The sequence below is a fragment of the Bradyrhizobium sp. genome, assembly GCF_027451485.1.
Classification (GTDB): Bacteria; Pseudomonadota; Alphaproteobacteria; order Rhizobiales; family Xanthobacteraceae; genus Bradyrhizobium.
This window is the reverse complement of record NZ_DAIDJE010000170.1, coordinates 19,151-44,339: the sequence shown is the minus strand read 5'-3', so window position 1 is coordinate 44,339 and position 25,189 is coordinate 19,151. Positions and strand designations below refer to the sequence as shown.

Sequence of the window (25,189 nt, the reverse complement as noted above, 5' to 3'; positions counted from 1 at the left end):
ACGGACCGGCCGGAGCGTACCAGCACGGCAGCCTCGCACCCTCGAATTTCGTCGGAACGAATTCGCGCACTCCCGGCTAGTGTTGCCTCTGCATTAACGTCTCTGGCCATGGCTTGTCCTGTTTGCACTTCGGACCGAAGAGAGGCCGAAGGTGATTTCTACCCCCGCGCGACCGAGATCGGCTGAAGATGCCGTTACCGCACGGCCATGGATATGCCTCTCACCGGGGCGACGTTCAACGCGAGCTTGCCATAGCGATCGGTGAACGCAGCCGTATCGATCTCCTCCAGCTGGATGGCACCGCTCATGACCCCCTCCTTCCAGGCGTCTTGTTCCGCGTCCTGCTGGAACTCCGGCATCACTTCGCGGCCGAACAGTTCGAGTGACTCGCAGATGTGCTCGTGGCTGTTCTTGCCGGCCTGGTTGAGCAGGATGACCTGATCGATGTGAGAGCTGCGGAAGCGCCGCAGCTTGTTGCGGATCGTTTCCGGCGATCCGATCAAGCCACTGCGCAAGGCCGCCTCCTGCGCTTGCGGATTCTCGCGCTTCCACTTGTTGTATTCGTCCCACATGTTGACCGCGCCGGGAGGCGGACGCTGGCGGTCCTGCGAGGCGCCGTAAAAGCGCAGCGCGAACTGGAAAAACGTGGCGCCGTCGGCCCGTAGCCGCGCCTCTTCATCCGTCTTCGCGCACATGAAGAACGACACCAGCGCCATGTTCGGATTGATCTCGTAATCGGCGAGTTTCTTCAAGCGTTTCGTGATCGCGTTGTAGTAGGCATGCACCCAGGCGTGCGCGGCATCCGCACTGACGAACTGAAAGCCGAGCGCACCGAAGCCGCATCGGCCGGCCCGTTCGATGGTCGGCAACTGCGAGCAGGCCATCCACAGCGGCGGGTGCGGCTTCTGCACCGGCTTCGGCACCACGTTGCGCAAGGGAATGTCGAAATACTTGCCGTGGTGCTCGCAGCCGCCATCGCGAAACATCGGGAAGATCGCTGCGACAGCCTCCTCGAACACCTCCTTCTTGGTCTCCATGTCACGCCCGAACGGTTCGAGCTCGGTGATCGAAGCGCTCTCGCCCATGCCGAATTCGCAGCGCCCGCGGCTCAAGAGATCCAGCACGGCAACGCGTTCGGCCACGCGCGCCGGGTGATTGGTGGTGAGCTGGAAAATGCCGTGGCCGAGCCGGATCTTGCGGGTGCGCTGGCTGGCGGCAGCCAGAAATGCTTCCGGCGCGGGCGAGTGCGAATATTCCTCGAGGAAATGATGCTCCACGACCCAGGCGTGATCGTAGCCGAGCCGGTCGGCGGTCTCGAGCTGGCTCAGCGCGTCCTGATAAAGCCTGAGTTCGTCGCCGTCCCGCCACGGGCGCGGCAATTGCAGCTCATAGAAAATGCCGAACTTCATGACGCCTCCCGCCGCAGTTTTGTCTTTTAACTCAGTGTAGTGCAGGCGGAATCTTAGTCCAGCCGAAGGACCCTCCCTGGCACCGAAGCTCCTTGCGTTGGGAGCATGAATGGTTAGCTTTGGGTCTGGCCCTTGAGTCGGCCCTCCCCAACGAGATCCAATGACCAACTTCACCCCGCATCAGGATGCCGCGCTCAATGCCGTGGCCGAATGGCTGAAAGCCAAGCCGGGCAGGAACGGCACGCCGCAGGTGTTCCGCCTGTTCGGCTATGCCGGCACCGGCAAGACCACGCTGGCCCGGCACGTCGCGGAAGGCGTCGATGGCGAGGTGAAATTCGCCGCCTTCACCGGCAAGGCGGCGCTGGTGATGCGCAACAAGGGTTGCGACAACGCTTCCACCATCCACTCACTGATCTACCGCGCCCGCGAATCCGGCGTCGAGCAGCCAAGCTTCGAATTGTGGGACGATGCACCGGCCTCCAAGGCAAAGCTGATCATCATCGACGAGTGCTCGATGGTGGATGCGGAGATGGGCCGCGATCTGATGTCTTTCGATTGTCCGCTGCTCGTGCTCGGCGATCCCGCACAGTTGCCGCCGATCCAGGGCGGCGGCTTTTTTACCGGCAGTGCGCCGGACGCAATGCTGACCGAAGTGCACCGCCAGGCGCAGGACGATCCCATCGTGCGAATGTCGATGGATATCCGCGAAGGGAGAGAGCTCGAGCCCGGACGTTACGGCGAAAGCGAAATCGTCTCGCGCGCCGACCTCGATCCGGAACGGGTAATGCGGGCCGACCAGGTGCTGGTGGGACGCAACAACACCCGCCGCGCCTATAATATGCGGATGCGGCAGAAGCAGAATATCGAGGATCCGCTGCCGGTTGCCGGCGACAAGCTCGTTTGCCTTCGCAACAACCGCAAGAAGGGCCTGTTCAACGGCGGACTGTGGCGCGTCAAGTCGCGCAACGCCTCACGATCCAAGTCGCGCATCACCTCCTTGCGGATCGCCCCGGACGAAGAGTTCAGCCACAAGGTGACGAAGGTGTCCGTGCGCTGCGACTGTTTCGAGGGCGGCATCGAGGCGATTCCCTGGGAACAGCGCAAGCCCTATGACGAATTCGATTTCGGCTACGTGCTCACGGTGCACAAATCGCAAGGTTCGCAATGGGATGACGTGGTGTTGTTCGACGAAAGCTTTGCCTTCCAGGATAGCCGCGCCCGCTGGCTCTATACCGGCGTGACCCGCGCGGCCAAGCGGCTTTCCGTGGTGGTGTGATCCCGGGTCATTTCCGACGGCTTGCCTGGAACGCCGGCTGTTTCACGGACTCGTGTGGTTTTCCCGGTAACGGAACGAGTTTTGCCCCGTATCTTAGCAAGACAAGGCAGAGGCTATTTGCGAGCAACCGCTGCCGCCCTAACATCCGCTGCAACGATATCGAAATCAGGAGCCAGCTCCCATGACCCGCCGCTCTCTCAACCGCCTTCCAGCGTATGCCGCCGCGATCGGTTTGCTGGCGATCTCCGCTGTCAGCGCCGTGCCTTCATTTGCTGCCGAAGATGCTGTCGTCATTCCGCCGCCGGCGATGGACGTTCAGCATGCAAGCGGCATCCAGACCGCGGTTCTGGCCGGCGGCTGCTTCTGGGGCGTGCAGGGTGTGTTCCAGCACACCAAAGGCGTTGTCAGCGCGGTGTCGGGTTACGCCGGCGGCAACAAGACAACCGCGGACTACCACATGGTGTCCACCGGCACGACCGGGCATGCGGAATCCGTCGAGATCAAGTTCGATCCCAACAAGATCAGTTATGGCAAGATCTTGCAGATCTTCTTTTCGGTGGTGCACGACCCGACGCAATTGAACCGGCAGGGACCGGACACCGGCACGCAGTATCGTTCGGCGATCTTCACCACCTCGGACGATCAGAAGAAGGTTGCGGATGCCTACATCGCGCAACTCAATACGGCCGGCGTCTACAGGAAGCCGATCGTGACCAAGGTCGGTCCGCTGCAAGGATTCTTTGCTGCGGAAGCCTATCATCAGGACTACCTGACGTTGCACCCGACGCAGCCCTATATTGCCTATAACGACATTCCCAAGGTCGAAAATCTGAAAAGGCTTTTCGCCGACAACTATATCGAGAAACCAACTTTGGTGAGCGATATCAAGGCCACCAACTAAAAGGCTGTAACTGCACAGGAGGTTTCATGTCCGAAGCCAAGACAATGCCAAAGGTCGAAAAGAGCGAGGCCGAGTGGCGGAAGGAACTAACGCCGATGCAGTACGCGGTGCTGCGCGAAAAGGCCACCGAGCGGCCCTTCTCCGGCGAGTATGAGCATGAGAAGCGGCCGGGCACCTATGTTTGCGCCGGCTGCGGCCAGACGCTGTTTGAATCCGATGCCAAGTTCGACTCCGGCTGCGGGTGGCCGAGTTTCACCCAGCCCTCGGCCGGAAATCATATCAATGAGGAACGCGACATCAGCCACGGCATGATCCGGACGGAGGTGCTGTGTTCGCGCTGCAACGGCCATCTCGGCCACGTCTTCGAGGACGGCCCGACCCCGACCGGACTGCGCTACTGCATCAATTCGGCGGCGCTAAAGCTTCAGCCGAAATAGTTGACTTCCGACTGCCAACAATTTGGTTCCGACAGCGGAACCGACCGACCGATGGGCCGTTGTCTCGAGGCTTGGCGGATTCCGTCCGCCAGGCCGTGTCGGGGCAAGCGCCATGTCGCTCGGAACGATCCTCATCATTATCGTGATCATTTATCTGATCGGCGGCTGGAGCGGCCGGATCGGCGGGTATGGTTACGGCTACGGCCACTCCGGAATGGGACTCGGCGCGGTGGTTTTGGTTGTATTGCTGGTCCTGCTTCTGGTCGGCAAGCTATAGTTCCCCTATAAATCGCTGAAAATAAACAGTTTTTCAAATGGTTGCGGGATGGGTGGCGGATTCATCATCCACTCCGACAGGATTCGCAATTCCTGCGGAGACGCCTATATTAGGGGCTGTCCACAAGGAAAGTGACGTGTACCGGCGCCGCCTGATTTTTGCGCCCGTGCGATCCGTTCGCGATGTTGATCGCGTTCTCACTAAAAAGAACAGAGGTCCCCGATCATGGCTTTCAGCTTCAACACTGCTGCCGAACTATTTCCTGCCGCCATCCGCAAGAAGAAGCGGGCGGGCTTCGCCTACCGGCGATTTGGCACTGCGGCTGAGGCGGTTCGTTTTGCGATCGAGGAATTGCCGGCGGATTCCCTGAACGGCGCTTATCTTCAGGTCGACGAGGCCCGCTTCGATCAGATGGGCATTCGCACGCTTTATGAAAGCAAGGATTTCCCGCTGCCGCGCCGCCCGCGCGCAGCCCAGACGGATGCTGCCGCCGCCAAGGCAGACGACAGGGCCGCCTGACTATTCCGCGTTGCGTTATCGCTGCGGACCATCCGCAGCCGCAATCGACCATGCCAGCCGTGATCAGCGCGGCTGCTTGTCGAGCCAGCGCCTGAGCAGGCGGACGTTGCGCATGTTGGCGCGAAACAGCACGTCAAATGCATCACCCGCAACCGGGACCATGCCGACGACACCATCGACGGCGACGTTGCCGAGCATTCGCGCGGTGACGTGCCACGGCGCGCCCAAGGCGCGTGCTTCGCGCACCAGCCAGAGCGAGAAGGCGGTCGCCAGAAGGTCGCCGACGACCGGGATCAATCTGATGATGCCATCGACCCCGTAACGAATGCTGGTGCCGGGCAAGATGAACGCGACGTCGAGCAGCTTTGCCAGCATTTCGAACCGCGCCAGCCGCTGATCGCGCGTGAGATCGGCGAACGGATTGGCGCTCGACTGACCGAAATCGAATTGAAATTGCCGAAAGCCGCCCAGCGAACTTTCCGGAATTTCCCGTCCCTGCTGATCGATCACCGGACCCTGCGGACGCGCGCGGAACGGCCCGCGCGAGGAACCCGCGAAACGCGTATCGCCGGGAGAGATGATTTCTTCGTTTGCCATTCCGCTCAGATGGGTGTGCCCGCCACCGGCGCAAGTGCCGTCATGTAGACTGCTGCGTCACGTTTTACGCGGCCACGGGACGAGTGGCGACGGAATTGACAACGCCGGACGACACTGCAGCGGGAACAAAGCCTACGAGGCCGTAGAGCACGAACTGCAGCATGCCGCTATCCTGTCCCCGCGAACCATACAGCAATTCTGATGCCGCAAAAGCAATCGCGCCAACGAGCAGCAGCCGCGCCAGCGGACCAACTTGTTTGACGTGAAACACGATGTCGTCCACCGCCCCGAGCATCAGCGCCGGCAGGAGGCCGAACAGGTAGGAATATTGCAAGGTCTTCAGGAAGACTGCCAACAACTTGCCGGCTTCCGATAAACTCGGCTGATGACTCCAGTAACCGGACATCACCGTGGTCGCCAGAAGAAGCAAAAAGCCGCCGAGCAGCGGCACCAGCGCGGCAAAAATCACATATCGCTTCATAACCGTGATCCCAACATTCGCATCCATTCGCGAGCCGGCGCTCGTCGCGAATGTTAAGGTCAACGGGCTCCCCGGCAAATTCAACTTTCCAGTGAAGTTCGAATTTGACATTCGCATCGCGCGCCGCCGCGAGCGGTGGCGATGTCAATACGGCCGCGCGAATTCGCTATTCGCCCCAGGCGGCGAAGGCATCGTTGAAAGCGCGCTCGCCGGGAGCACCCTTCTCGATGGCGATGATGGCGCGGCGCTGATTGGCGTAAACCAGCGGCACGTCGAACCAGGAACGCTCCTTCAACAGTTGCAGATTGCGCGAGCGGTCGGCGTCGACGTTCGACAGGCCAACCAGGAAGAAGCCGTCGGTGACCTTCACCGCAAGGCCGGCGAGCGGGGTTCCGCGGGCCTGCTCGTTGGACTTCATCAGGATGCCCGGCACGTTGCTGACGCCGCCGCCCGAAAAATCCGGCGGCAGGACGAAAGTCAGTTCGGCGGTATGACTCGCCGGCAGCGACGGATCGGTGTTGCGGCGGAACGACATCGTCATCTTGAACTTGCGATCGGGGATCTCGATGTCGGCGCGCACTGCAATATCGGCCTTCTGGTTACCCGACGCCTTGATCGGCTCGGTCCGCCAGATCACGGAGCCGACATACTGCTTGCCCTTGGGATCGGACGGGTCCTCGTCATAAAGAACGACCCGCTGTGCCACCGGGGCCACTTGATCGCTTGAAGATGGTTGCCCGACGCGATCGGGAATCTTCGGCTTCATGCCGGGCGCAGCGGAATCCTTCGGGGCTTCGACCACGGCGGTCGGAGAGGACTTGAACAATCCACTCACGGTGCTCACGACGGACTTGCCCCACAGGATCGCGGCGCCGACGAGGATCAGAACGATGCCGACGGCGATCGCACTCTTGAACGGAAAAACCGTGCCCCGCTTCAGCTCGCGGCCGTGTTCGGGCGCCGCGCGCGGACGCGGCGGCGCAGCGTAGCGCTCCGTTTCCGCGACCGATTCATCATAGGAATAGGGCGCCTCGCCATCGAAGCCGTGTTCTTCCATGCTCGGTTCGAGACGGTCGAACTCGGGTGACGGCGAAGGGACGTTGGCGTAGGTCTTGCGCGCGGCGCGGCTCGCTTGCGCGGCGGCGCGGCCAAGATCGTCGGCATCGGCCGTGATGTCGCGAAATCCGCGGATGCCGGGCGCCTCGGAGCCGTTGTTGTTCTCCGCTCCGCGACGGGCCGCGGCCCCCCGCTCGCGCCCCGGCGACATGTCCGCATCCTGCATCGGAATCGGCGGCTGACGCTCCTGCCGGGCGCCACGCGCCTCCTGGCGATCTTCCGGGCCAAGCGGTGGCCGATCGTTGCGCGGCAGGGGCGGCGGTCCGGGCTGCCGTGAGCGCGGCGCCTGCTGCGGCTGTGCGCCGGCCGCGCTCTCCGATGCCCGGGCGCCAGTGCGGGCATTGGCACGCAAGACGTTGGAAGGGCGCGAATTGTTGTTGCGCGTCGGATCGGCCGGGCGCGAGGCGTCGCGCGCGCGTTGGGCCGCTTCCGATTCCACCTTCCGCACCGCTTCTTCCAGCGACAAACGTTCGCGCGTGATTTCGGACTCGCTCAGTGGCGGCTCGACGCCGCGAAGCTGCGCGATCAATGCCGTGCGCGCCCGCTCATAAAGCGCACGACGGCTTTCGCCGGGAGCGTTGGGGTCCAGTCCGGCGATGGCGCGGGCGATCAGCGGGTAGTAATCAGCCATTTCCTACTCAACAATCCAGGCCCTGCGGTAACATCTCATAAAGCCTCGAACGGATTCTGTACCAGGATAGTATCCTCGCGTTCGGGACTTGTGGAAAGCAGGGCTATCGGACAACCCACCAGTTCCTCAACGCGGCGGACATATTTGATCGCCTGCGCCGGCAAGTCTGCCCAGGAGCGCGCGTTCGCAGTTGGTTGCTTCCAGCCCTCGATCGTCTCATACACCGGCTTAACCCGAGCCTGGGCACCCTCACCAGCCGGTAAATGGTCGATCTCCTTGCCGTCCAGCAGATAGCCCGTACAAACCTCGATAGTTTCAAAGCCGTCGAGGATATCAAGCTTGGTCAGCGCCAGACCATGAATGCCGCAGGTCCGCACCGTCTGGCGCACCAGCACGGCGTCGAACCAGCCGCAGCGGCGCTTGCGTCCCGTGTTGACGCCGAACTCCCTGCCGCGGCGACCGATCTCCTCGCCAATCTCGTTGTTCAGCTCGGTTGGGAAAGGACCCTGACCGACCCGCGTCGTATAGGCCTTGCAGATTCCAAGCACGTAGCCGACCGCGCCGGGACCAAGGCCTGCGCCAGTCGCAGCCTGCGCGGCGACAGTATTCGAAGAGGTAACGTAAGGATAGGTGCCGTGATCGACGTCGAGCAGCGCGCCCTGCGCGCCCTCAAACAGCATGCGCTTGCCCTCACGCCGCTTGATATCGAGCAGCCGCCACACGGTTTCGGCATAAGGCAACAGCTGCGGCGCGAGCGTCGCCAGCTCGCGCAGGATCTGCTTGCCGTCGATCTCCTCGAGATTGAGTCCGCGTCGCAGCGCGTTGTGATGCGCCAGCAGGCGGTCGATCTTGTGCGGCAAGGTGTCGAGATCGGCAAGGTCCATCAGGCGAATCGCGCGCCGCCCGACCTTATCCTCATAGGCCGGGCCGATGCCGCGCCGCGTGGTGCCGATCGCCGTGGCCGCGTTGGAAGATTCCCTCAGCGCATCGAGTTCGCGGTGCAGCGGCAGGATCAGCGTGACGTTTTCAGCCACACGCAGGTTTTCCGGGCCGACGGAAACGCCCTGCCCCTTCAGCTTGGTCACCTCGTCAAGAAACGCCTGCGGATCGAATACCACGCCGTTGCCGACCACCGAAAGCTTGGAGGGCCGGAGCACTCCGGAGGGCAGAAGCGCCAGCTTGTAGGTCTCACCATTGATGACAAGCGTGTGGCCGGCATTGTGGCCGCCCTGAAAACGCACGACAATATCGGCCTGCTCCGACAGCCAGTCGACGATCTTGCCCTTCCCTTCGTCGCCCCATTGGGCGCCGACGACGACGACATTCCCCATCCGCAGCTATTCCCTCTGCAACTCTCTAAAGTTCAGGCGTGATCTGTTCGAAAAACCGGTCTTGGCTCCTGCGGAGCGTTCCGGAGCCGGCCGCATGCGAGGCACACCACCGGATAAAGGATGCGGGCTACCGACGCAAGCAAGAAGGCACTCCGGAGCCGGCTGGAGGGCCCATCAACCCCTTGATATCCCCCAAAAATCCGACCCCGCCCGCTGGCGGCCACCATTCCGCCAGACGAGCGCCGCGAATGCGCCTCCAGCCCCGTGTTTTCCTTTGACCGGGCGCGCATGGAGGCGATGCGCCCGCCACCATTGAAGCGCGCCCAAAATCCGTGTCTGTGAAATAGCCGGGCTCCACCTCCGGCCGGACGCTTCGGTTCCGGCCGGGCCGCGGCACCGCGACCCGCCTGCCGAGGCCCAAACTGCATGTCCGCTTCCGACCGGATTACCGACGCAATACCCGCACGCGGCTGGCTTGCCAACCAGCCTTACGTTCTCCTGTCGATCACGGCTTTGTGCTGGGCCGGCAATGCCATTGTCGGCCGGCTCGCCGCAGGTCACATCCCGCCAGTGACGCTGGCGTTCCTGCGCTGGTGGCTCGCCTTCCTGATCATCCTGCCCATCGCATGGAAGCATCTGAAGCGGGACTGGACCGCGATCCGCGCCAATCTCGGCACGATGATCTTCATCTCGCTCACCGGCGTTTCCGCCTTCACCAGCCTGCAATACTGGTCGCTGGAGCACACCACCGCGCTCAATACCCTGCTTCTGCAATCGGCGGGGCCTCTCTTCGTGGCGGCCTGGTCACTGGTCCTGCTCGGGGTTCGGCTGACGCCAGCGCAGGCAATCGGCGTATTGGTATCGCTGACCGGCGTGCTGGTGATCCTGCTGCACGGCGACCTGACGGCGATCGCCGCGATCGATTTCAACGAGGGCGACCTCATCTTTACCGCAGCCCTCGTGATCTTCGGACTTTATACCGTGATGTCGTCGCGACGGCCGCCGATCCATGATCTGTCGTTCGTCGCGTTTACATTCGGATGCGGTTCGGCCGTTCTCGTCCCGGCGCTGATCGCCGAGTTGCTGTGGCGCCCGGTCATGGAACTGAACGCAAGCAACCTCCTGTCCGTGATGTATGTCGCTTTCTTTCCCTCGACCATCGCCTATCTCTGCTACAACAGAGGCGTGCACCTGATCGGCGCCAACCGCGCCGCGCCGTTCTTCCACGTCGTCCCGGTTTTCGGATCGGTCATGGCGATCGCCTTTCTCGGCGAGACGCCGCGGCCCTTCCATTTCATCGGCTTTGCGCTGGTACTGACCGGCGTTTTCGCGGCGTCGAGAAAAGCATCGGCACGACCAGGCTAGCCACCGCCGTCCGAACCCAGGATGGCTCTGTCTCCAATTTGGATCAGTTCGTGGAACCTGTCATCGGGCGCGCGTTGGCGCGCCGACGAACAACTGGCCAACCCTCCTAAAACGTCAGCGCCTTGGCCTGCTTCACCTGCGGCAGGGCCTGCACCTTCGCCAGCACGTCGTCCGGAATGGCGCCATCGACCTCCACCAGTGCGATCGCATCCCCGCCCGGCCGGGTGCGGCCGAGATGGAAGGTTGCGATGTTGAGGCTGGCGTCGCCGAGCAGGCCGGCAAAATGGCCGATGAAACCCGGCTTGTCCTCGTTGGTGATGTAAATCATCGACTTGCCGAATTCCGCATCGACGCGGATGCCCTTGATATCGACCAGGCGCGGCTTGCCGTCGGCATAGACGGTGCCCGACACCGAGCGCTCCTGCCGCTCGGTGATCACCGTGATCGTGATCAGGCTTTCGTAATCGCTCTGCGCGCTGCGGACGATTTCGTCGACCGCCATGCCGCGCTCCTTGGCGATGACGGGCGCCGAGACCACGTTGACGGTGCCGAGCATCGGCCGCAGCAGGCCGGCGAGCACCGCCGAAGTCAGCGCCTTGATCTTCATCTCGGCGACGTGTCCCTCATAGGTGATCTGTACCTTGGTGATGCCGGTCTCGGTGAGCTGGCCGGCGAACGAGCCGAGCTTTTCGGCAAGCTCGATGAACGGCCTGAGCCTGGGGGCTTCTTCCGCCGTGATCGACGGGAAATTGATCGCGTTGGATATGGCGCCGTGCAACAGATAGTCGGACATCTGCTCGGCAACCTGCAGCGCGACATTCTCCTGCGCTTCGGTCGTTGCGGCGCCGAGATGCGGGGTGCAGATCACGTTGGGATGGCCGAACAGCACGTTTGACGTCGCCGGCTCCTCGACGAAGACGTCGAATGCCGCACCAGCAACCTGCTTGGAGTTCAGCGCATCCACCAGCGCCTGCTCGTCGACGAGACCGCCGCGCGCGCAATTGATGATGCGCACGCCCTTCTTCGTCTTCGCCAGCGCCGCGGCATCGATGATGTTGCGCGTCTTGTCGGTCAAGGGCGTATGCAGGGTGATGAAATCGGCGCGCCTCAGCAACTCCTCGAGTTCGACCTTCTCGACGCCGATATCCCTGGCGCGCTCGGGCGACAGGAACGGATCGAAGGCAATCACCTTCATGCGAAGGCCCTGCGCGCGGTCGGCCACGATCGCGCCGATGTTGCCGCAGCCGATCACGCCCAGCGTCTTGCCGGTAATCTCGACGCCCATGAAACGGTTCTTCTCCCACTTGCCGGCCTGGGTTGAGGCATCGGCCTGCGGAATTTCGCGCGCGAGCGCCAGCATCAGCGTGATCGCGTGCTCGGCGGTCGTGATCGAATTGCCGAACGGCGTATTCATCACGATGATGCCCTTGGCGGTCGCGGCAGGTATCTCGACGTTGTCGACGCCGATGCCGGCGCGCCCGATCACCTTCAACCTGGACGCTTTCTCGATGATCTTTGCGGTTGCCTTGGTGGCCGAGCGAATGGCAAGGCCGTCATAATCGCCGATGATCGCGGCGAGCTTTTCCTTGTCCTTGCCGAGGCTGGGCTGGAAATCGACCTCGATACCGCGGTCCCTGAAGATCTGAACGGCGGCCGGCGAGAGCGCGTCGGAAATGAGCACTTTGGGTTTCGTCATGAGTGTGATCCGTGATGATCGGTGTATTTTGAACTTGTCACCCGCGGAAAAAAGGCGCGAATGCATCTTTGAGCAAAAGTTCTTGAGGGGGCGACCATTAGGGGTGGGCGGCCGGGTCAAGCCCGGCCACGACAATCGTGTCGAATGACTTACGCCGCCTTCGGCAGCTGCGCCTTGGTCTCGGCAAACGCCCAGTCGATCCACTGCGTGAGCAGCGCCACATCGCTCGCCTCGATCGTCGCGCCGCACCAGATACGCAAACCTGCCGGCGCGTCGCGGTGGCCGGCGAAGTCGTAACCGGCTCCTTCCTTCTCGACGAGACCGACCATCTTCTTGATGAAGTCGATCTGCGCATCCGACGTGAGCGAGGAAACCGCGGGATCCGTGATCTTCATGCACACGGATGTGTTGGAGCGGATGGAAGGCGTCCTGGCGAGAAAATCGATCCAGGGCGTCTTGGCCTGCCAGTCCGCCAGCACCTTGAGGTTGGCGTCGGCGCGCGCCATCAACGCTTTCAGGCCGCCGATCGATTTGGCCCAGTTCAGCGCATCGAGATAATCCTCGACGCACAGCATCGACGGCGTGTTGATCGTCTCGCCGACGAAGATGCCTTCGTTGAGCTTGCCGCCCTTGGTCATTCGGAAGATTTTCGGCAGCGGCCATGCCGGCTTGTAGCTCTCGAGCCGCTCGACTGCGCGCGGCGAAAGCACCAGCATTCCGTGACCGGCCTCGCCGCCCAGCGCCTTCTGCCACGAGAAGGTCACGACGTCGAGCTTGGGCCAATCGAGCGGCTGGGCATACGCCGCCGAGGTGGCGTCGCAGATCGCAAGGCCTTCGCGTTTGGCGCTGATCCAGTCGGCATTGGGCACGCGCACGCCCGAGGTCGTTCCGTTCCAGGTGAAGACGATGTCGGACGCTGGATCGACTTTCGAGAGATCGGGAATGTCGCCGTAGGGCGCGGCGAGCCTGGTCGCGTCCTTGAGCTTCAATTGATTGACGATGTCGCTGGTCCAGCCTTCGCCGAACGATTCCCACGACAGGGTCGTCACCGGCCGCGCGCCGAGCAGCGACCACAGCGCCATTTCGACCGCGCCGGTATCGGATGCCGGAACGATGCCGATGCGATAATCGGCGGGCACTTCAAGGACTTCGCGCGTCAGATCGATAGCGCGTTTCAGCTTTTCCTTGCCGATCTTCGCACGGTGCGAGCGGCCGAGGGCTGCGTCCTTGAGATTTTGCGGGGTCCAGCCGGGCCGCTTGGCGCAGGGTCCGGAAGAAAAATGCGGCACGTGAGGCCGCGAAGCGGGCTTCGCTACAGTCATGATCTACCCTTCCAGATAGCAAGCCTCCCGTTGGGGGGAGGTGTCCCGCCATCGTGAATAGGGCAATCATTCCGGACCGTCAAGGAACTTCATTTTGCTCGATGGCGGTAGTCTCGGCATCGCTCGCAGGCTGGCTCTGCGCGTTCAACAGCTCGGCCGCGTCGCTCACAAGCTGCGCCGCGCGTCGGCGGCTTGCGATCCTCAAGATGCTTTTCTCTTCCGCCTGCACGACATAGTCGTCGCCGACCCGGACGATGGAATAGCTCTTCATCTGACGTCCCCAAATTACGCGCGCCGGACAGACGCCAATTGCCACGGATCGTTCCTAAGCAAAATTCCTGATGACCCTGTTAGTTTATCGCGCGTTAAAGCAGACGAACGTCGAAACGCGTTCTGCAGCATTCGCAAGGCGCAGCTTCATGCTGCGGGCAAAACTGCGGCAATAACGGCGCGATTGCGGCGCTCGGAAGCACGACGTGTCGCCGCAAATCTTCATGTCCCGCAGCCAAGGTCGGGAAAACAGAGAATAGTCGCGACCGATAATGTCAGGAATGGCCGATCCGCAAGGGACGCCGATCAGAACTTGTAGCCGAGGCCGAGACGCAAGGTGTTGACGTTGGTATCGACTTGCTGAGTGAAACGGACATATTCCCACTCCGCGCGCATGAACAAGCCTGCGATCAATCTGACGTCGACGCCGAGGCCGCCGGTGTAGCCGTAGACCAGGTGGTTTTCACCGGTATGGGTTGCGGCCAGCGGCGGAGCCGCGATGAACGGACCGCCAGCGCTGGCGCTGTAGAAGTCATTGATTGTCGCCGACGTCGAGACGTTGGCGTAGCCGAGAGCAAATCCCCCGAAAGCATAGGGCAGGAAACAATCGTAGGCATAGCCGGCGCGGGCCCGAAATGTCGCGTAATCCGAAATCGCCATCGTCGATGTCGACGTCACGCTGCCGAGATGAAACAGCCCGTCGGACAACGCCCCGCCGCTGCTGTATTGCCGGGTCGCGCTGACGCTGCCTCCGAGGTTACCATGCAGGTAGGATGCCTCGATGCCGGCAACCACATCATCCCACTGCCAATTATATCCCCCAAAGGCTCCATATGCGACGGAGCCCTTCCCTGACGTGCCGAAGGGAACTGGCGCCCCGAAACCCCGGATCTCGCCCAGCCTGGTGATCGAGGTCAAATCGTTAATGGCGGTGTAATCCATCGTCGAACCGGAAAAGGTCTGACTCGACGAGGCCCAGGCGCCTTGCCCGCCGACATAAGCTCCGCGCCAGTTGACCGGCGGCGAATAATAATTGTCCGACAGCGAGCCACGAAGGTAATCGGGCATATCGGCGGCCTGTGCGCTCGCGGACATCGCGAACATCGCCGCCGCCAGCAGGACTCTACGCATCGATCACTCCCATCCACACTTGCGAACATGATGTGATCATCGCCCGTTAACCCTAATCATTCGTTATCGCGCGACGCTTCGACAAAACAAAACGGCGCGGGAAACATCCCGCGCCGTCAAGAAGCGTTAAGTCAGGTTCAGCCCTTGGTGATAAGCGGCGGCGCATAGGCCGGCGGGCTCCAGAAATTCCAGCGCACGCCGAGCATCACGTCCTGGGATGTGATGTTGTTGAACTGGAACACGTGACCACCAACCGAACCGTCGAACGCGCCGTCGATGCCGGTCGTGCCGTTACCGAGATTGACGTAACTGTAGCTGAGATCGATCGCCATGTTCGGAGTGACCTGGTAGGCGAGGCCCGCGTGGACCGCCCACGCGAAATTCCATTGCGAGCCTGTCGCAGCCGAGACCAGGCTTGGACCCGCGCCGGCACCGTTGTTAACCACGCCCGAGTCGGTGAAATTCGCGACCTGCACCCGGGCGGTGCCGATACCGGCGCCGATGTAGGGCGTGATGCACCACCAGGTACCGAGGTCAACATAGGCATTGGCGAGGAATAGCCACTCGGACTTGCTGGCGTTGTAGACGTCAGCTCCGTATCCGGTCACTCCGCCGCCAGCGGGGTAGCTGATCAGATCAAGTCCATGGAAATTCGCGGCGCCGCGATATTGGCCGGTCACGTCGACGCGAAACCAATGATTGAACTGGTAACCGGCACCGAGCTGATAAATGCCGCCGGTGTCGAAGCCGGTCGTCTCCTGGAACGAGTTCAGGTTGGAATAGAGCGCGGCATTGGTGTTGCGGATGCTGCCGACGCTTTGATTGCTGAATCCAACATCGCCGCGCAGATACCAGCCGCCGAAGTCGGCGACCGGAGGCGCATAGGGCATCGGTGGGGGTGCAATCGCCATATCGGCGGCGGACGCCATCGATGACAACAGGGATGCCGCTCCGGCAATAACGAAAAATTTCACACTACGCATAGGCTTCGTCCTTTTGGCCGGTGAGGCAGACGGCCCCACATCTAGAACTCACGGCCCGGACGATGGCACCAAATACTTAAACGCCGCTTAACCCTAATTTTTAAGGTTGATATTTTCCTGAAGCGGACGGGACGTCAGTCCACAATTGCGGTGGCAAACGTCACAGGAGCTAACGATGTATGAACGAGAAGTTGGCGAATGCTGAACGGCGAGGAGCGAATAGAGAGGACATCAATTTCTTCGCCGTTCGCTGCCCGCTAATGCGCCCCTTGCCGCATCTTCGGCAGAAATACCGCGAGCAATCCGATCGCCGGCAGGAACGAGCAGACCTGGTAGACGAAGGCGATGCTGGTGTGATCGGCGAGCTTGCCGAGCAGCGCTGCGCCAAGGCCGCCGATGCCGAAGGCCACGCCGAAGAACACGCCGGAGATCATGCCGAAGCGGTGCGGCACCAGTTCCTGCGCGAACACGATGATCGAGGACGTGGTTGAGGAAATGATCAGGCCGATGAAGACGGTCAGCACCGCACTCGCCGCCAGCCCCGCGTAAGGCAACGCCAGCGTGAACGGCAGCGCGCCGACGATCGAGAACCAGATCACGATCTTGCGGCCGAAGCGATCGCCAAGCGGGCCGCCGAAGAAGGCGCCGACCGCATTCGCAGCCAGGAAGACGAAAAGATAGAGTTGCGCAGCCTGGGTCGAAACGCCGAAGCGATCGATCAGATAGAAGATGTAGTAGCTCGACAGGCTCGAGACATAAAGCTGCTTCGAGAACAACAGCACCACCAGCACCGCCAGCGCGAGAAGAACCCGCCGCCGCGACGGCGCGTCCGGATGCGGCGCAAACGTCGTCGTATTTTTGGCCCTGATCTGAGGCTGGTACCACCGGCCGATCTTCCACAGCACGACGATTGCCAGAAACGCGATCGACGAAAACCAGGCGATTGAGGGCTGGCCAAACGGCACGACGATCAGCGCTGCCAGCACCGGTCCCATCGAGGTACCGAAGCTGCCGCCGAGCTGAAACACCGATTGCGCAAAACCATACCGGCCGCCGGAGGCCAGGCGCGCGATGCGCGCCGATTCCGGGTGGAAGACCGCGGAGCCGAGCCCGATCAGCGCGGCCGCGATCAGGATGACGAGATACTGATGGGCGACGCTGAGCAGTAGCAGGCCGAAGAAGGTCGACGACATGCCGATCGCCAGCGAAAACGGCTGCGCCTTCTTGTCGGTGAAATGACCGACGAGCGGCTGGAGCAGCGACGCCGTGAACTGGAACGCCAGCGTGATCAATCCGATCTGCGCGAAATCGAGCGCGTAGCTGTCCTTCAGGATCGGATATACCGACGCGATCAGCGACTGCATGGTGTCGTTGAGGAAATGCGAGAAGCTGATGCCGGCGAGCACGATATAGGCAGGCCCGGCGGCGCTCGCCTTCAGCGCAGGCGAAGCGTCGTCGACGATGACCGGCTCGTTCAGTGTTCCCTCGGAAACGACGACAGGCTTGTTCAAGAAATCATTCCCGGCGCGGTGAGTGCATGCAGCGCGCATTTCCTAAGCCGATTGGTTTCGCCCGACCACTACCAATACAAAATGGCTGCGATGCGAAGAATTGAGACAGTAGCGAGCGGCGATCGTGACCTCATCCTTCGAAACGCGCGCGCGCTCCTCAGGATGAGGAAAAAGCAGAGACCCTACTGGCGAGGAGACCGAAGCGCCGTCTCGAACCATAAGGGACCCGCTGCGCTGGAAAAGCCCGCCGGCTGTGCACGAAATCTCAGGCGGCGGCCTGACCGAGTGCCGAAACGATCTGGTCGACCACTTCCTCGATCAGCAGACGATCATCGCCCTCCCCCATCACGCGGATGACCGGCTCTGTTCCGGAGGAGCGCACCAGAAGCCGGCCATGCCCGTTGAGGCGCCTCTCGCCGTCATCGATCGCCGACTTCACGTCCGCATTGTCGAGCGGCTTGCCCGAGCGATAACGGACGTTCTTGAGGATCTGCGGCAGCGGATCGAAGCGCCGGCAGACCTCGGAGACGGGGCGGCGCAGCTTTTGCACGACCGCCAGCACCTGCAGCGCGGCGACGAAGCCGTCGCCCGTGGTGGCATAGTCCGACAGGATGATGTGGCCGGACGGCTCCCCGCCGAGATTGTAGCCGCCGGCCAGCATCCGCTCGAGCACGTAGCGATCGCCGACAGGCGTGCGAATGAGTTCGATGTCCTGGCTCTTGAGGAAGCGTTCGAGGCCGAGATTGGACATAACGGTTGCGACGATGCCCGGCTTGGCGAGGCGGCCATCTTCCTTCCAGCTCTGCGCGATCACGGCCAGAAGCTGGTCGCCGTCGACCAGATGGCCGCGCTCGTCGACCAGGATCACGCGATCGGCGTCGCCATCGAGCGCAATGCCAATATCGGCGCGCAGTTCACGCACCTTGCGGCTGAGCGCCTCCGGCGCCGTCGAGCCGCATTCCTTGTTGATGTTGAATCCGTCGGGTTCGACCCCGATCGAAATGACGTCGGCGCCCAGTTCCCACAGCGCTTCCGGCACGACCTTGTAGGCGGCGCCGTTGGCGCAATCGACCACCACGCGCAGGCCGTCAAGGCTGAGGTCGCGCGGCAGCGTACGCTTGGCGAATTCGATGTAGCGGTCGTGAACGCCATCGATACGGCGGGCGCGGCCCAGGCTCGCGCTCTGCGCCAGCCGACGGTCGAGCGATTCATCGAGCAACTGCTCGATCTGCTTTTCGACGTCGTCGGACAGTTTGAAGCCTTGCGGGCCGAACAGCTTGATGCCGTTGTCCTCGAACAGGTTGTGCGAGGCCGATATCATCACGCCAAGATCGGCGCGCATCGACTTGGTCAGCATCGCAACCGCGGGCGTCGGCATTGGTCCGACCAGCAGCACATCCATGCCGACCGACGTAAATCCCGCCACCATGGCGTATTCGATCATGTAGCCGGAAAGGCGGGTGTCCTTGCCGATGACGACGCGATGGCGATGCTCGCCGCGCTGAAACACCAGACCGGCCGCCTGCCCGACTTTCAGCGCGAGTTCCGGCGTGATCAGGCCATTGGCAAGGCCCCGAATCCCGTCCGTTCCGAAATATTTGCGGCTCATAAAACCCCCAGCACCGCCCGAACTCCTCGCGCCGGTGGCCGAGAAGCCGGGTTGTCAGCCCCAATGCTAACGTCGGACGGGGTTATAATGCCGCTGCGGCTAAAATGGCTTCAAAAAATATGATGAATCATTTCCGCGCCGGCACCCCGCCGAAGATAACCCATTGAAAATGGGAGAATTTTGTCCGGCCGCGCTGGCGGCATGGGGAACCTCAGCCCTTGCGTTTGACGTGGCCGTCTTCTTTGGACGGGGCCGGCTGGGTGACATTGACTGGATCGGACCCCGGAAACGTCTCCTCGAGCCCCTCCTCCAGGGCCTCTTCAAGAGCTTCGTCGCGCGGCTTCTGTGCCGGCTTGTTGGCGGAGGAGGTCTTCGAATGCGATCCAGCCATGGGATGTCCTGAGGCTTTATCCTGGCGCCCACTTTCTTCGAAGTTCGTGCCGCCGGTCGCGCAGAAACTTCAGATTGGCCGCGCCAGGGCGATGTTGCGCCGACGCCTGCCATGGTAGATGACACCCAAAGCTACAGTTGCAAGATGGGGCCGGAAAACGTCCATGAAACATATCACCTGCATCGAGGATCTGCGCGAGCGCCACCGCCGAAATGTGCCCAAGGCTTTTTTCGATTATTGCGACCGCGGTTCCTATGCCGAAGAAACGTTGCGCGCCAACCGCGAGGACCTTCAAGCAATCAAGTTGCGCCAGCGCATCCTGGTCGATGTCTCAAAGCGCGATCCCTCGACCACCATCTTGGGCGAACCGGCGTCGCTCCCGCTGATCCTGGCGCCCGTCGGCCTGACCGGTATGCAGTATGGCGACGGCGAAATTCATGCCTGCCGCGCCGCGCAGGCCGCGGGCATTCCCTACACGCTGAGCACGATGTCGATCTGCTCGATCGAGGACGTCGCCGCCAACGTCGACAAGCCGTTCTGGTTTCAGCTCTACGTCATGAAGGACCGCGGCTTCATCAAGGCGCTGATCGAACGCGCCATGGCGGCCAAGTGCAGCGCGCTGGTTCTGACCGTCGACCTGCAGGTGATCGGGCAGCGCCATGCCGACATCAAGAACGGCATGACCGTGCCGCCGGAATGGTCGCTGTCGAAACTGGTGGACTTCGCCAGCAAGCCCGCCTGGGTCACCGGCGTGCTGCGCGGCAAGCGCCGCACGTTTGGCAACCTCGTCGGTCATCTGAAAGGCACCGATGACATCACATCGCTCGGCACCTGGATCGGAACGCAGTTCGACACCACGCTGAACTGGAAGGATGTCGAGTGGGTCCGCAGCATCTGGCCGGGCAAGCTGGTTCTCAAGGGCATTCTCGATTCCGAGGACGCCAACGAGGCCGCCAAGACCGGCGCGCAGGCGCTTGTCGTCTCCAACCATGGCGGACGCCAGCTCGACGGCGCGCCGTCCTCGATCGCCGCCTTACCGGAAATCGTCGACGCGGTCGGCGACAAGATGGAAGTGATGTTCGACGGCGGCATTCGCTCGGGCCAGGACGTGATGCGTGCGCTCGCACAGGGCGCCAAGTCCTGCATGATCGGCCGCGCCTATGTGCACGGGCTGGGCGCCTATGGCGGTCCCGGCGTGACCAAGGCAATCGACATCATCCGCAACGAGCTTCTCACCACGATGGGTCTGTGCGGCGTCAACACCATCGCCGAAATCGACGACAACGTGCTGGCGGTTTGAAGGAACAGTACGCGGCCTCCCCTCTCCATGGGGAGAGGTGAGGCAGCCGTCCTTGGCGGCCGCTTCATACGCCCCGCGATGATTGCTTCGCGGTCACATCGGCGGGGTAATGCCGTCGAGACCGACGCCGATGCGGTTGGTTTCCAGCGAGCCGTCGTCGTTCTTCTTCGCCCCGAAGATGATGATCTTCGCGCCCGGCTTGATCTCGGATTTGTCGCCGCTGACGAAAGCGACGATCGGCGTACCCGGCGGCACCACCACCTTTTTCTCGCCGCCCTTGTACTTGACATCGATGGCCTGGCCGTCGACGCCGGCAACGGTCTCGGCGACCGTCGCGTTGGTCATTGTCGAGTTCGGACGCAGATCCCACGGCTTGAAGCCTTCCGACGCGCCGCGCATGGCTTCCGGGAAAATGTGGACCGCAAGCGCCTTCTGGCTGCCGTCGGGCTGCGGCATCGCCGAGACGCCGATGTAGCTGCCTTGCTTGATGTCCGAAAGCGAGGTCTTGGCAATGCCGATGACGCCGATATCGTCGGTCATGTTCACCTTCACGTCATTGCCTTCGCGGGTCTTGATGTTCAGCGTCTTGCCATCGATGCTTTCGATGGTGCCCCGGATGCGCGTCGGCGTCGGCGACTTTTGGGCCCAGGCGCTTGATGCGAGCACGGAGACGATGGCCAGCGAGGCGAACAGCGAACGTGGCAGCCAGGGAGAAATTTTCGGCATGATCTTTCCTTCAAGTTTCGGCGGCGAACGACAAAGGAGAATACCCCGGCAAAGCGGGGTTATTCCGGGCGAGTGGCTTGCCCCCTATGTACGCAGTGCGCTGCACTATCGTTACATCCGCGCCGGTCAAGCGCTCCTGAGATCGGCCTCCACCAAAGCGCGCAATTCGGCCGTCACCCGCGGCCGCTGCCCGAACCACAGTTCAAAGCCGCGTACGGCCTGATGCAGCAGCATGCCGAGGCCGTCGGCCACCTGCAGTCCGCGCGAACGTGAAGCCTTCAACAAGGCCGTTTCCAAAGGAACATAGACCAGGTCGGCAACGATCGCCTGCGGCGGAAGCAGACCGACGTCAAGCTCAAGCGCCGGCTGACCGTGCATGCCGAGCGATGTCGTGTTGACCAGAAGACCCGCGTGCGGCAGCGCCTGATCGATTTCGTTCCACGCAATCGGCCGTACCGCCGGACCGAACTGATCTGCCAGCGCCTGTGACCGCTCGACGGTCCGGTTTGCCAGATGGATGAGCCTGATGCCGCGCTCGAGCAGGCCGAATACAACCGCACGCGACGAGCCGCCGGCACCCAGCACCAGCGCCTCGCCGGCTGCATCCCAGCCTCGGGCGGCGGCGTCGAGGTTGCCGACGAAGCCTTCGATATCAGTATTGGTCGAGCGCAGCTCGCCTCCCTCGTACCACAACGTGTTCGCCGCACCGACCGCGCGCGCCCGCTCGTCGGGCCTCGTCAGCGCCAGCGCGCGTTCCTTGTGCGGGATGGTGACGTTGGCGCCGACAAAGCCGTGCGCGGACAGATGCTGGACGAATTCCGCAAAGCCCTCCGGCGGTATCGCCTCGACGCTGTAGCCGCCCTCGATTCCAAGTTGGCGCAGCCAGTAGTGATGAATCAGCGGCGAGCGCGAATGCGCCGCCGGCCAGCCGATCAGACACGCCGCTCGCGATTTGGTAAGGGAGGACATCATCGATCCCGTTGCGGCGCTCCGGCTGATCGGAGGCCTGTTGCAGTTCCCGTCGGGCAAGCCGACTTCTTAGTCAATGCTCGGCGGTTGCGGAAGGTGCCACTAGAGGTGAATCGTCACGGCAAGCGCCGCGCTCAACAGCAGCGCGACGGCCGCGGCAAACCAGATGGCGGCAAGGTTGATCCAGTGATAGGCCTCCGCGCCGCAGACCGATCCCGCAACCAACGCGGCCCATAGCAGCAGGTTGGGCACCCACCCCCAGCGGTCACCACCCTTCAACGCGGCGGCAAGAAACTGGCCGACCTTGATCAGCGCACCGGTCACGTAAGTGAGCCCAAGCCCTGCGCCGCCCTCGATCTGGAACACCGCATTCTCGAGACCCATCGCCAGCACGATCAGGCCAACCGCTGTATGCGGCCAACCGGAAAGATGGGATAGCGCGGCACCCCCAAGCAGCAATGCTTCGGCCAGCAGCAGCCAGGGCTGGCGATGCGCGCCGCGGCCGAGCACGATCAGGCTGCCGGCCGCCGCGCCGGCGACGAAGAGTACGATCAAGCCGAACGCCTCGGCCGCACTCGGCCAGTTCGCTTGCGCAAGGCTGACGCCCAATCGCGTCGAGTTGCCGCTCATGAAGGAAACGAACAGGCCGCCGAGATGGATGAAGCCGATGCCGTCGACATAGCCGGCGACCGCGCTCAACGCGCAGGCCAGCACAATATTGCGGGTTGAATCGAGCATTGTGGTGCGGGCGCATTTCCAGCGGTCGCGACAATGTCGATGAAAGCGGCCGGCTTGAAAAGATGTAAAGCGCGAAATTGCCCGTGGAAAATCCGCCGTCCCAACGGGGCGGCGGACCGATGCCGGTCCGAAAAGGGCGGTCAGGCCGCGACGCGGTGGGCGGCGATGATCTGGTCGGCGGCGCGCCCCGTCACCTCCGCCATGTGGTCGAACTGCCGCGTGAAGCTGCCGGCCCCCGCCGTCGCCGATCGCAGTTCGACGATCAACTCGCCGATTTCGGCCTCCGGCATCATCGCACGCACGCAATCCCATCCCACCCAGCCCCCACGGGTGTCAAAACCGAGAATCTGTCCGCGCCGGCCCGAAAGGATGGCGTTGATCTTCGCGGTTGCCTCCGTCGGGCAGACGATCTCGACGATATGGATCGGCTCCAGCAGCACCGGCTGGCACTGCGGCAGCGCTTCGCTGACCCCGACCCGCGCCGCGGTGCGGAACGCAAGGTCGGACGAGTCCACGCTGTGGTAGGAGCCGTCAGTGAGCGTCACCGCAATGTCGATAACGGGAAAACCGAGCGGCCCTCGCGACAAGCCGTCGACGACGCCTTCCTCGACCGCCGGAATGTAATTCCGCGGCACAGCACCGCCGACCACCTTCTCATGGAACTCGAAGCCGGTGCCGCGCGGAAGCGGCTTGATCTCGAGCACGACATCGCCGAACTGGCCATGGCCGCCGGATTGCTTCTTGTGCCGACCGCGCTGGGTAATCGGCTTGCGGATGGTTTCCTGATAGCCGATTGCGGGCGGATGCGATTTGACGTTGACGCCGAACCGGTCACGCAAGCGCTCCAGCGCGACGCGCAGATGCATCTCGCCCTGCCCCCACAAGACGCTGTCGTGGGTGCGCGGGTTCTGCACCATGGTCAGGGACGGGTCTTCCTCGTTGAGCCGCAGCAAGGCCTGGCCGAGCTTGACATCGTCCTTGCGGTCGGCGGCCGCGACCGCCATTGCCAGCACCGGAGCCAATGGTTCGACATGCACCAGCGCCTCCGGCGTGGTCTTGCCGCTCGACAGCGTATCGCCGGTCTTCACCATCTCAAGCTTGCCGAGCGCGACGGTTTCGCCGGCTTCAGCAAACGAGCGCTTGTTGTCCTGGCCGACGTGAAGCACCGAGACGCCGGACACGCGCCCCGCTTCACCCGACGAAGCATGCAGCGTGGCGCCGTCGTCGAGCCGTCCCGTGAGCACGCGCGCATAGGACAGCTTGCCGCCGTGTTGCAGATGCACGGTCTTGAAGACATAAGCGAGCATATCCTTCGACGAAGCCGCGCCAAGCCGCTTCGCGGTCTCGGCGACGCCGGGCGCCTCATGCCGCAACGCCTTCATCAGGCGGAGCACGCCGTTTTCGCGGGCGGCCGAGCCGAGCAACACCGGACAGATCTGTCCTTCGCGCAGTTCGCGGGCGAGATCGTCGAAGATGGCGTCACGCGGCGGCGCGATGTCTTCGAGCAGCTGCTCCATCAGCGCATCATCGTGATCGGCAAGCTTTTCCAGCATCGAGAAGCGGGCTTCCTTCTCGCGGTCGAGGTTGCCCCCATCGAGCGTGACGACCTGGGAGGCCTTGTGCTCACGATAGACGAAAGCGCGTTCGAGCGCGAGATCGACAAAACCTTCGATGAGATCGCCGTTCCAGATCGGTATCTGGCGCAGCACCAGCGGAATGCGCGATGCCGGCTGCAAGGTCGCGAGCGTTTCGCGAATGCGCTTGTTGGCTCGATCGATCTTGTTGAGAAACAGAAAGCGAGGGATGCCGAGGTCTTCCAGCTCGCGCAGGATGATCTGAAGCTGTGGCAGCTTCTTCTCGTCGGCTTCGCAGACCACGACCGCGGCGTCGACGGCGGGAAGGACCGAGCGCATGTCGTGCGCGAATTCAACCGAGCCGGGACAATCGATAAACGTGTAGCTGTCGCCCATGAAGGTGGTGGTGACCGCCGTCAAGGCGGTGCCCATCTTGTGATGACGGGCCTCGGGGCTGGAGTCGCCCACCGACGTGCCGGAATCGACGCTGCCGGCGCGCGAGATCGCGCCCGTTCGCGCCAGTATTGCCTCAAGAAGTGTGGTTTTACCGCTTTGGAAGGGGCCCACCAGTGCGATGCACCGTGGACCGCGGGGACTACTGACGTCCTGTCCCATTGCCGCCTCCTCAT

The 25,189-nt window shown here is 62.6% G+C and carries 24 protein-coding genes; 7 read left to right on the top strand and 17 right to left on the bottom strand.

Annotation, left to right across the window (positions count from 1 at the left end; genetic code table 11):
- Positions 1–194 precede the first annotated feature (194 nt).
- On the bottom strand, positions 195–1,409 hold the full coding sequence (locus NEZ08_RS20670) for an LLM class flavin-dependent oxidoreductase (RefSeq protein WP_298111087.1): 1,215 nt from the start codon (positions 1,407–1,409) through the stop codon (positions 195–197).
- Between the two features lie 160 nt (positions 1,410–1,569).
- Here NEZ08_RS20670 and NEZ08_RS20665 point away from each other — a divergent pair, with 160 nt between their 5' ends.
- The 5 genes from NEZ08_RS20665 to NEZ08_RS20645 all read left to right on the top strand — a co-directional run bounded on the left by NEZ08_RS20665 (position 1,570) and on the right by NEZ08_RS20645 (position 4,819).
- On the top strand, positions 1,570–2,685 hold the full coding sequence (locus tag NEZ08_RS20665) for an ATP-dependent RecD-like DNA helicase (RefSeq protein ID WP_298111085.1): 1,116 nt from the start codon (positions 1,570–1,572) through the stop codon (positions 2,683–2,685).
- 181 nt (positions 2,686–2,866) lie between these two features.
- The gene (gene msrA, locus NEZ08_RS20660) at positions 2,867–3,586 is read left to right on the top strand and encodes a peptide-methionine (S)-S-oxide reductase MsrA (RefSeq protein ID WP_298111083.1); all 720 of its coding nucleotides are present in this window, start codon (positions 2,867–2,869) and stop codon (positions 3,584–3,586) included.
- 26 nt (positions 3,587–3,612) lie between these two features.
- Positions 3,613–4,023, top strand: coding sequence for a peptide-methionine (R)-S-oxide reductase MsrB (msrB, locus tag NEZ08_RS20655; RefSeq protein ID WP_298111081.1), 411 nt, complete (start codon positions 3,613–3,615; stop codon positions 4,021–4,023).
- 112 nt (positions 4,024–4,135) lie between these two features.
- Positions 4,136–4,300, top strand: coding sequence for a DUF3309 family protein (locus tag NEZ08_RS20650; RefSeq protein WP_298111078.1), 165 nt, complete (start codon positions 4,136–4,138; stop codon positions 4,298–4,300).
- Positions 4,301–4,525: 225 nt separating this feature from the next.
- A complete protein-coding gene (locus NEZ08_RS20645) occupies positions 4,526–4,819 on the top strand; it encodes a hypothetical protein (protein WP_298111075.1) in 294 nt (97 codons plus the stop codon).
- Positions 4,820–4,882: 63 nt separating this feature from the next.
- On the opposite strand, the gene NEZ08_RS20640 is transcribed toward NEZ08_RS20645, so the two are convergent.
- The 4 genes from NEZ08_RS20640 to NEZ08_RS20625 all read right to left on the bottom strand — a co-directional run bounded on the left by NEZ08_RS20640 (position 4,883) and on the right by NEZ08_RS20625 (position 8,975).
- Positions 4,883–5,416, bottom strand: a complete 534-nt coding sequence (locus NEZ08_RS20640) for a DUF4112 domain-containing protein (RefSeq protein ID WP_298111071.1) — start codon at positions 5,414–5,416, stop codon at positions 4,883–4,885.
- A 64-nt stretch (positions 5,417–5,480) separates the two neighbouring features.
- Complete coding sequence (locus NEZ08_RS20635; RefSeq protein ID WP_298111068.1) at positions 5,481–5,897, bottom strand: DUF5413 family protein; 417 nt, start codon at positions 5,895–5,897, stop codon at positions 5,481–5,483.
- Between the two features lie 166 nt (positions 5,898–6,063).
- On the bottom strand, positions 6,064–7,644 hold the full coding sequence (locus NEZ08_RS20630) for a hypothetical protein (protein ID WP_298111065.1): 1,581 nt from the start codon (positions 7,642–7,644) through the stop codon (positions 6,064–6,066).
- A 35-nt stretch (positions 7,645–7,679) separates the two neighbouring features.
- Positions 7,680–8,975: an adenylosuccinate synthase gene (locus tag NEZ08_RS20625; protein ID WP_298111062.1), complete on the bottom strand. Its 1,296-nt coding sequence runs from the start codon at positions 8,973–8,975 to the stop codon at positions 7,680–7,682.
- Between the two features lie 426 nt (positions 8,976–9,401).
- On the opposite strand from NEZ08_RS20625, the gene NEZ08_RS20620 reads away from it, so the two are divergent.
- Positions 9,402–10,340, top strand: coding sequence for a DMT family transporter (locus NEZ08_RS20620; protein WP_298111059.1), 939 nt, complete (start codon positions 9,402–9,404; stop codon positions 10,338–10,340).
- 106 nt (positions 10,341–10,446) lie between these two features.
- Here NEZ08_RS20620 and serA read toward each other — a convergent pair whose 3' ends face one another.
- From serA to NEZ08_RS20580, 8 genes are all read right to left on the bottom strand, one after another.
- Positions 10,447–12,036, bottom strand: a complete 1,590-nt coding sequence (gene serA, locus NEZ08_RS20615; protein WP_298111057.1) for a phosphoglycerate dehydrogenase — start codon at positions 12,034–12,036, stop codon at positions 10,447–10,449.
- A gap of 149 nt (positions 12,037–12,185) precedes the next feature.
- A complete protein-coding gene (locus NEZ08_RS20610; protein WP_298111053.1) occupies positions 12,186–13,358 on the bottom strand; it encodes a phosphoserine transaminase in 1,173 nt (390 codons plus the stop codon).
- 79 nt (positions 13,359–13,437) lie between these two features.
- Entirely contained in the window at positions 13,438–13,629 is a 192-nt protein-coding gene (locus NEZ08_RS20605; protein ID WP_298111051.1) for a hypothetical protein, read from the bottom strand.
- Positions 13,630–13,934: 305 nt separating this feature from the next.
- The gene (locus NEZ08_RS20600) at positions 13,935–14,759 is read right to left on the bottom strand and encodes an outer membrane beta-barrel protein (protein ID WP_298111048.1); all 825 of its coding nucleotides are present in this window, start codon (positions 14,757–14,759) and stop codon (positions 13,935–13,937) included.
- Between the two features lie 137 nt (positions 14,760–14,896).
- Positions 14,897–15,742, bottom strand: a complete 846-nt coding sequence (locus NEZ08_RS20595; RefSeq protein WP_298111046.1) for an outer membrane beta-barrel protein — start codon at positions 15,740–15,742, stop codon at positions 14,897–14,899.
- Positions 15,743–15,999: 257 nt separating this feature from the next.
- Positions 16,000–17,253 (bottom strand): MFS transporter, encoded by a 1,254-nt coding sequence (locus NEZ08_RS20590; RefSeq protein WP_298111043.1) that lies wholly within the window; start codon positions 17,251–17,253, stop codon positions 16,000–16,002.
- 265 nt (positions 17,254–17,518) lie between these two features.
- On the bottom strand, positions 17,519–18,862 hold the full coding sequence (gene glmM, locus NEZ08_RS20585) for a phosphoglucosamine mutase (protein WP_298111041.1): 1,344 nt from the start codon (positions 18,860–18,862) through the stop codon (positions 17,519–17,521).
- Positions 18,863–19,073: 211 nt separating this feature from the next.
- A complete protein-coding gene (locus tag NEZ08_RS20580; RefSeq protein WP_298111038.1) occupies positions 19,074–19,253 on the bottom strand; it encodes a hypothetical protein in 180 nt (59 codons plus the stop codon).
- 163 nt (positions 19,254–19,416) lie between these two features.
- Here NEZ08_RS20580 and NEZ08_RS20575 point away from each other — a divergent pair, with 163 nt between their 5' ends.
- Positions 19,417–20,553, top strand: coding sequence for an alpha-hydroxy acid oxidase (locus NEZ08_RS20575; RefSeq protein WP_298111036.1), 1,137 nt, complete (start codon positions 19,417–19,419; stop codon positions 20,551–20,553).
- Between the two features lie 93 nt (positions 20,554–20,646).
- Here NEZ08_RS20575 and NEZ08_RS20570 read toward each other — a convergent pair whose 3' ends face one another.
- From NEZ08_RS20570 to NEZ08_RS20555, 4 genes are all read right to left on the bottom strand, one after another.
- The gene (locus tag NEZ08_RS20570; RefSeq protein WP_298111033.1) at positions 20,647–21,279 is read right to left on the bottom strand and encodes a hypothetical protein; all 633 of its coding nucleotides are present in this window, start codon (positions 21,277–21,279) and stop codon (positions 20,647–20,649) included.
- Positions 21,280–21,405: 126 nt separating this feature from the next.
- A complete protein-coding gene (locus NEZ08_RS20565; RefSeq protein WP_298111028.1) occupies positions 21,406–22,251 on the bottom strand; it encodes a shikimate dehydrogenase in 846 nt (281 codons plus the stop codon).
- A gap of 99 nt (positions 22,252–22,350) precedes the next feature.
- Positions 22,351–22,986 carry a YoaK family protein gene (locus tag NEZ08_RS20560; protein ID WP_298111025.1) on the bottom strand — a complete coding sequence of 212 codons (636 nt, stop codon included), beginning with the start codon at positions 22,984–22,986 and terminating at the stop codon, positions 22,351–22,353.
- A gap of 140 nt (positions 22,987–23,126) precedes the next feature.
- Positions 23,127–25,175, bottom strand: a complete 2,049-nt coding sequence (locus NEZ08_RS20555; protein ID WP_298111022.1) for an elongation factor G — start codon at positions 25,173–25,175, stop codon at positions 23,127–23,129.
- Between the last annotated feature and the right edge of the window lie 14 nt (positions 25,176–25,189).

Coding starts and splice junctions, on each gene's coding strand:
- NEZ08_RS20665 (WP_298111085.1), top strand. CDS start 1,570: ATGACCAACTTCACCCCGCATCAGGATGCCGCGCTCAATGCCGTGGCC.
- NEZ08_RS20595 (WP_298111046.1), bottom strand. CDS start 15,742: ATGCGTAGTGTGAAATTTTTCGTTATTGCCGGAGCGGCATCCCTGTTG.
- NEZ08_RS20670 (WP_298111087.1), bottom strand. CDS start 1,409: ATGAAGTTCGGCATTTTCTATGAGCTGCAATTGCCGCGCCCGTGGCGG.
- glmM (WP_298111041.1), bottom strand. CDS start 18,862: ATGAGCCGCAAATATTTCGGAACGGACGGGATTCGGGGCCTTGCCAAT.
- msrA (WP_298111083.1), top strand. CDS start 2,867: ATGACCCGCCGCTCTCTCAACCGCCTTCCAGCGTATGCCGCCGCGATC.
- NEZ08_RS20580 (WP_298111038.1), bottom strand. CDS start 19,253: ATGGCTGGATCGCATTCGAAGACCTCCTCCGCCAACAAGCCGGCACAG.
- NEZ08_RS20555 (WP_298111022.1), bottom strand. CDS start 25,175: ATGGGACAGGACGTCAGTAGTCCCCGCGGTCCACGGTGCATCGCACTG.
- NEZ08_RS20575 (WP_298111036.1), top strand. CDS start 19,417: ATGAAACATATCACCTGCATCGAGGATCTGCGCGAGCGCCACCGCCGA.
- NEZ08_RS20620 (WP_298111059.1), top strand. CDS start 9,402: ATGTCCGCTTCCGACCGGATTACCGACGCAATACCCGCACGCGGCTGG.
- NEZ08_RS20630 (WP_298111065.1), bottom strand. CDS start 7,644: ATGGCTGATTACTACCCGCTGATCGCCCGCGCCATCGCCGGACTGGAC.
- NEZ08_RS20570 (WP_298111033.1), bottom strand. CDS start 21,279: ATGCCGAAAATTTCTCCCTGGCTGCCACGTTCGCTGTTCGCCTCGCTG.
- NEZ08_RS20600 (WP_298111048.1), bottom strand. CDS start 14,759: ATGCGTAGAGTCCTGCTGGCGGCGGCGATGTTCGCGATGTCCGCGAGC.
- serA (WP_298111057.1), bottom strand. CDS start 12,036: ATGACGAAACCCAAAGTGCTCATTTCCGACGCGCTCTCGCCGGCCGCC.
- NEZ08_RS20645 (WP_298111075.1), top strand. CDS start 4,526: ATGGCTTTCAGCTTCAACACTGCTGCCGAACTATTTCCTGCCGCCATC.
- NEZ08_RS20610 (WP_298111053.1), bottom strand. CDS start 13,358: ATGACTGTAGCGAAGCCCGCTTCGCGGCCTCACGTGCCGCATTTTTCT.
- NEZ08_RS20605 (WP_298111051.1), bottom strand. CDS start 13,629: ATGAAGAGCTATTCCATCGTCCGGGTCGGCGACGACTATGTCGTGCAG.
- NEZ08_RS20625 (WP_298111062.1), bottom strand. CDS start 8,975: ATGGGGAATGTCGTCGTCGTCGGCGCCCAATGGGGCGACGAAGGGAAG.
- NEZ08_RS20650 (WP_298111078.1), top strand. CDS start 4,136: ATGTCGCTCGGAACGATCCTCATCATTATCGTGATCATTTATCTGATC.
- NEZ08_RS20560 (WP_298111025.1), bottom strand. CDS start 22,986: ATGCTCGATTCAACCCGCAATATTGTGCTGGCCTGCGCGTTGAGCGCG.
- NEZ08_RS20565 (WP_298111028.1), bottom strand. CDS start 22,251: ATGATGTCCTCCCTTACCAAATCGCGAGCGGCGTGTCTGATCGGCTGG.
- msrB (WP_298111081.1), top strand. CDS start 3,613: ATGTCCGAAGCCAAGACAATGCCAAAGGTCGAAAAGAGCGAGGCCGAG.
- NEZ08_RS20640 (WP_298111071.1), bottom strand. CDS start 5,416: ATGGCAAACGAAGAAATCATCTCTCCCGGCGATACGCGTTTCGCGGGT.
- NEZ08_RS20635 (WP_298111068.1), bottom strand. CDS start 5,897: ATGAAGCGATATGTGATTTTTGCCGCGCTGGTGCCGCTGCTCGGCGGC.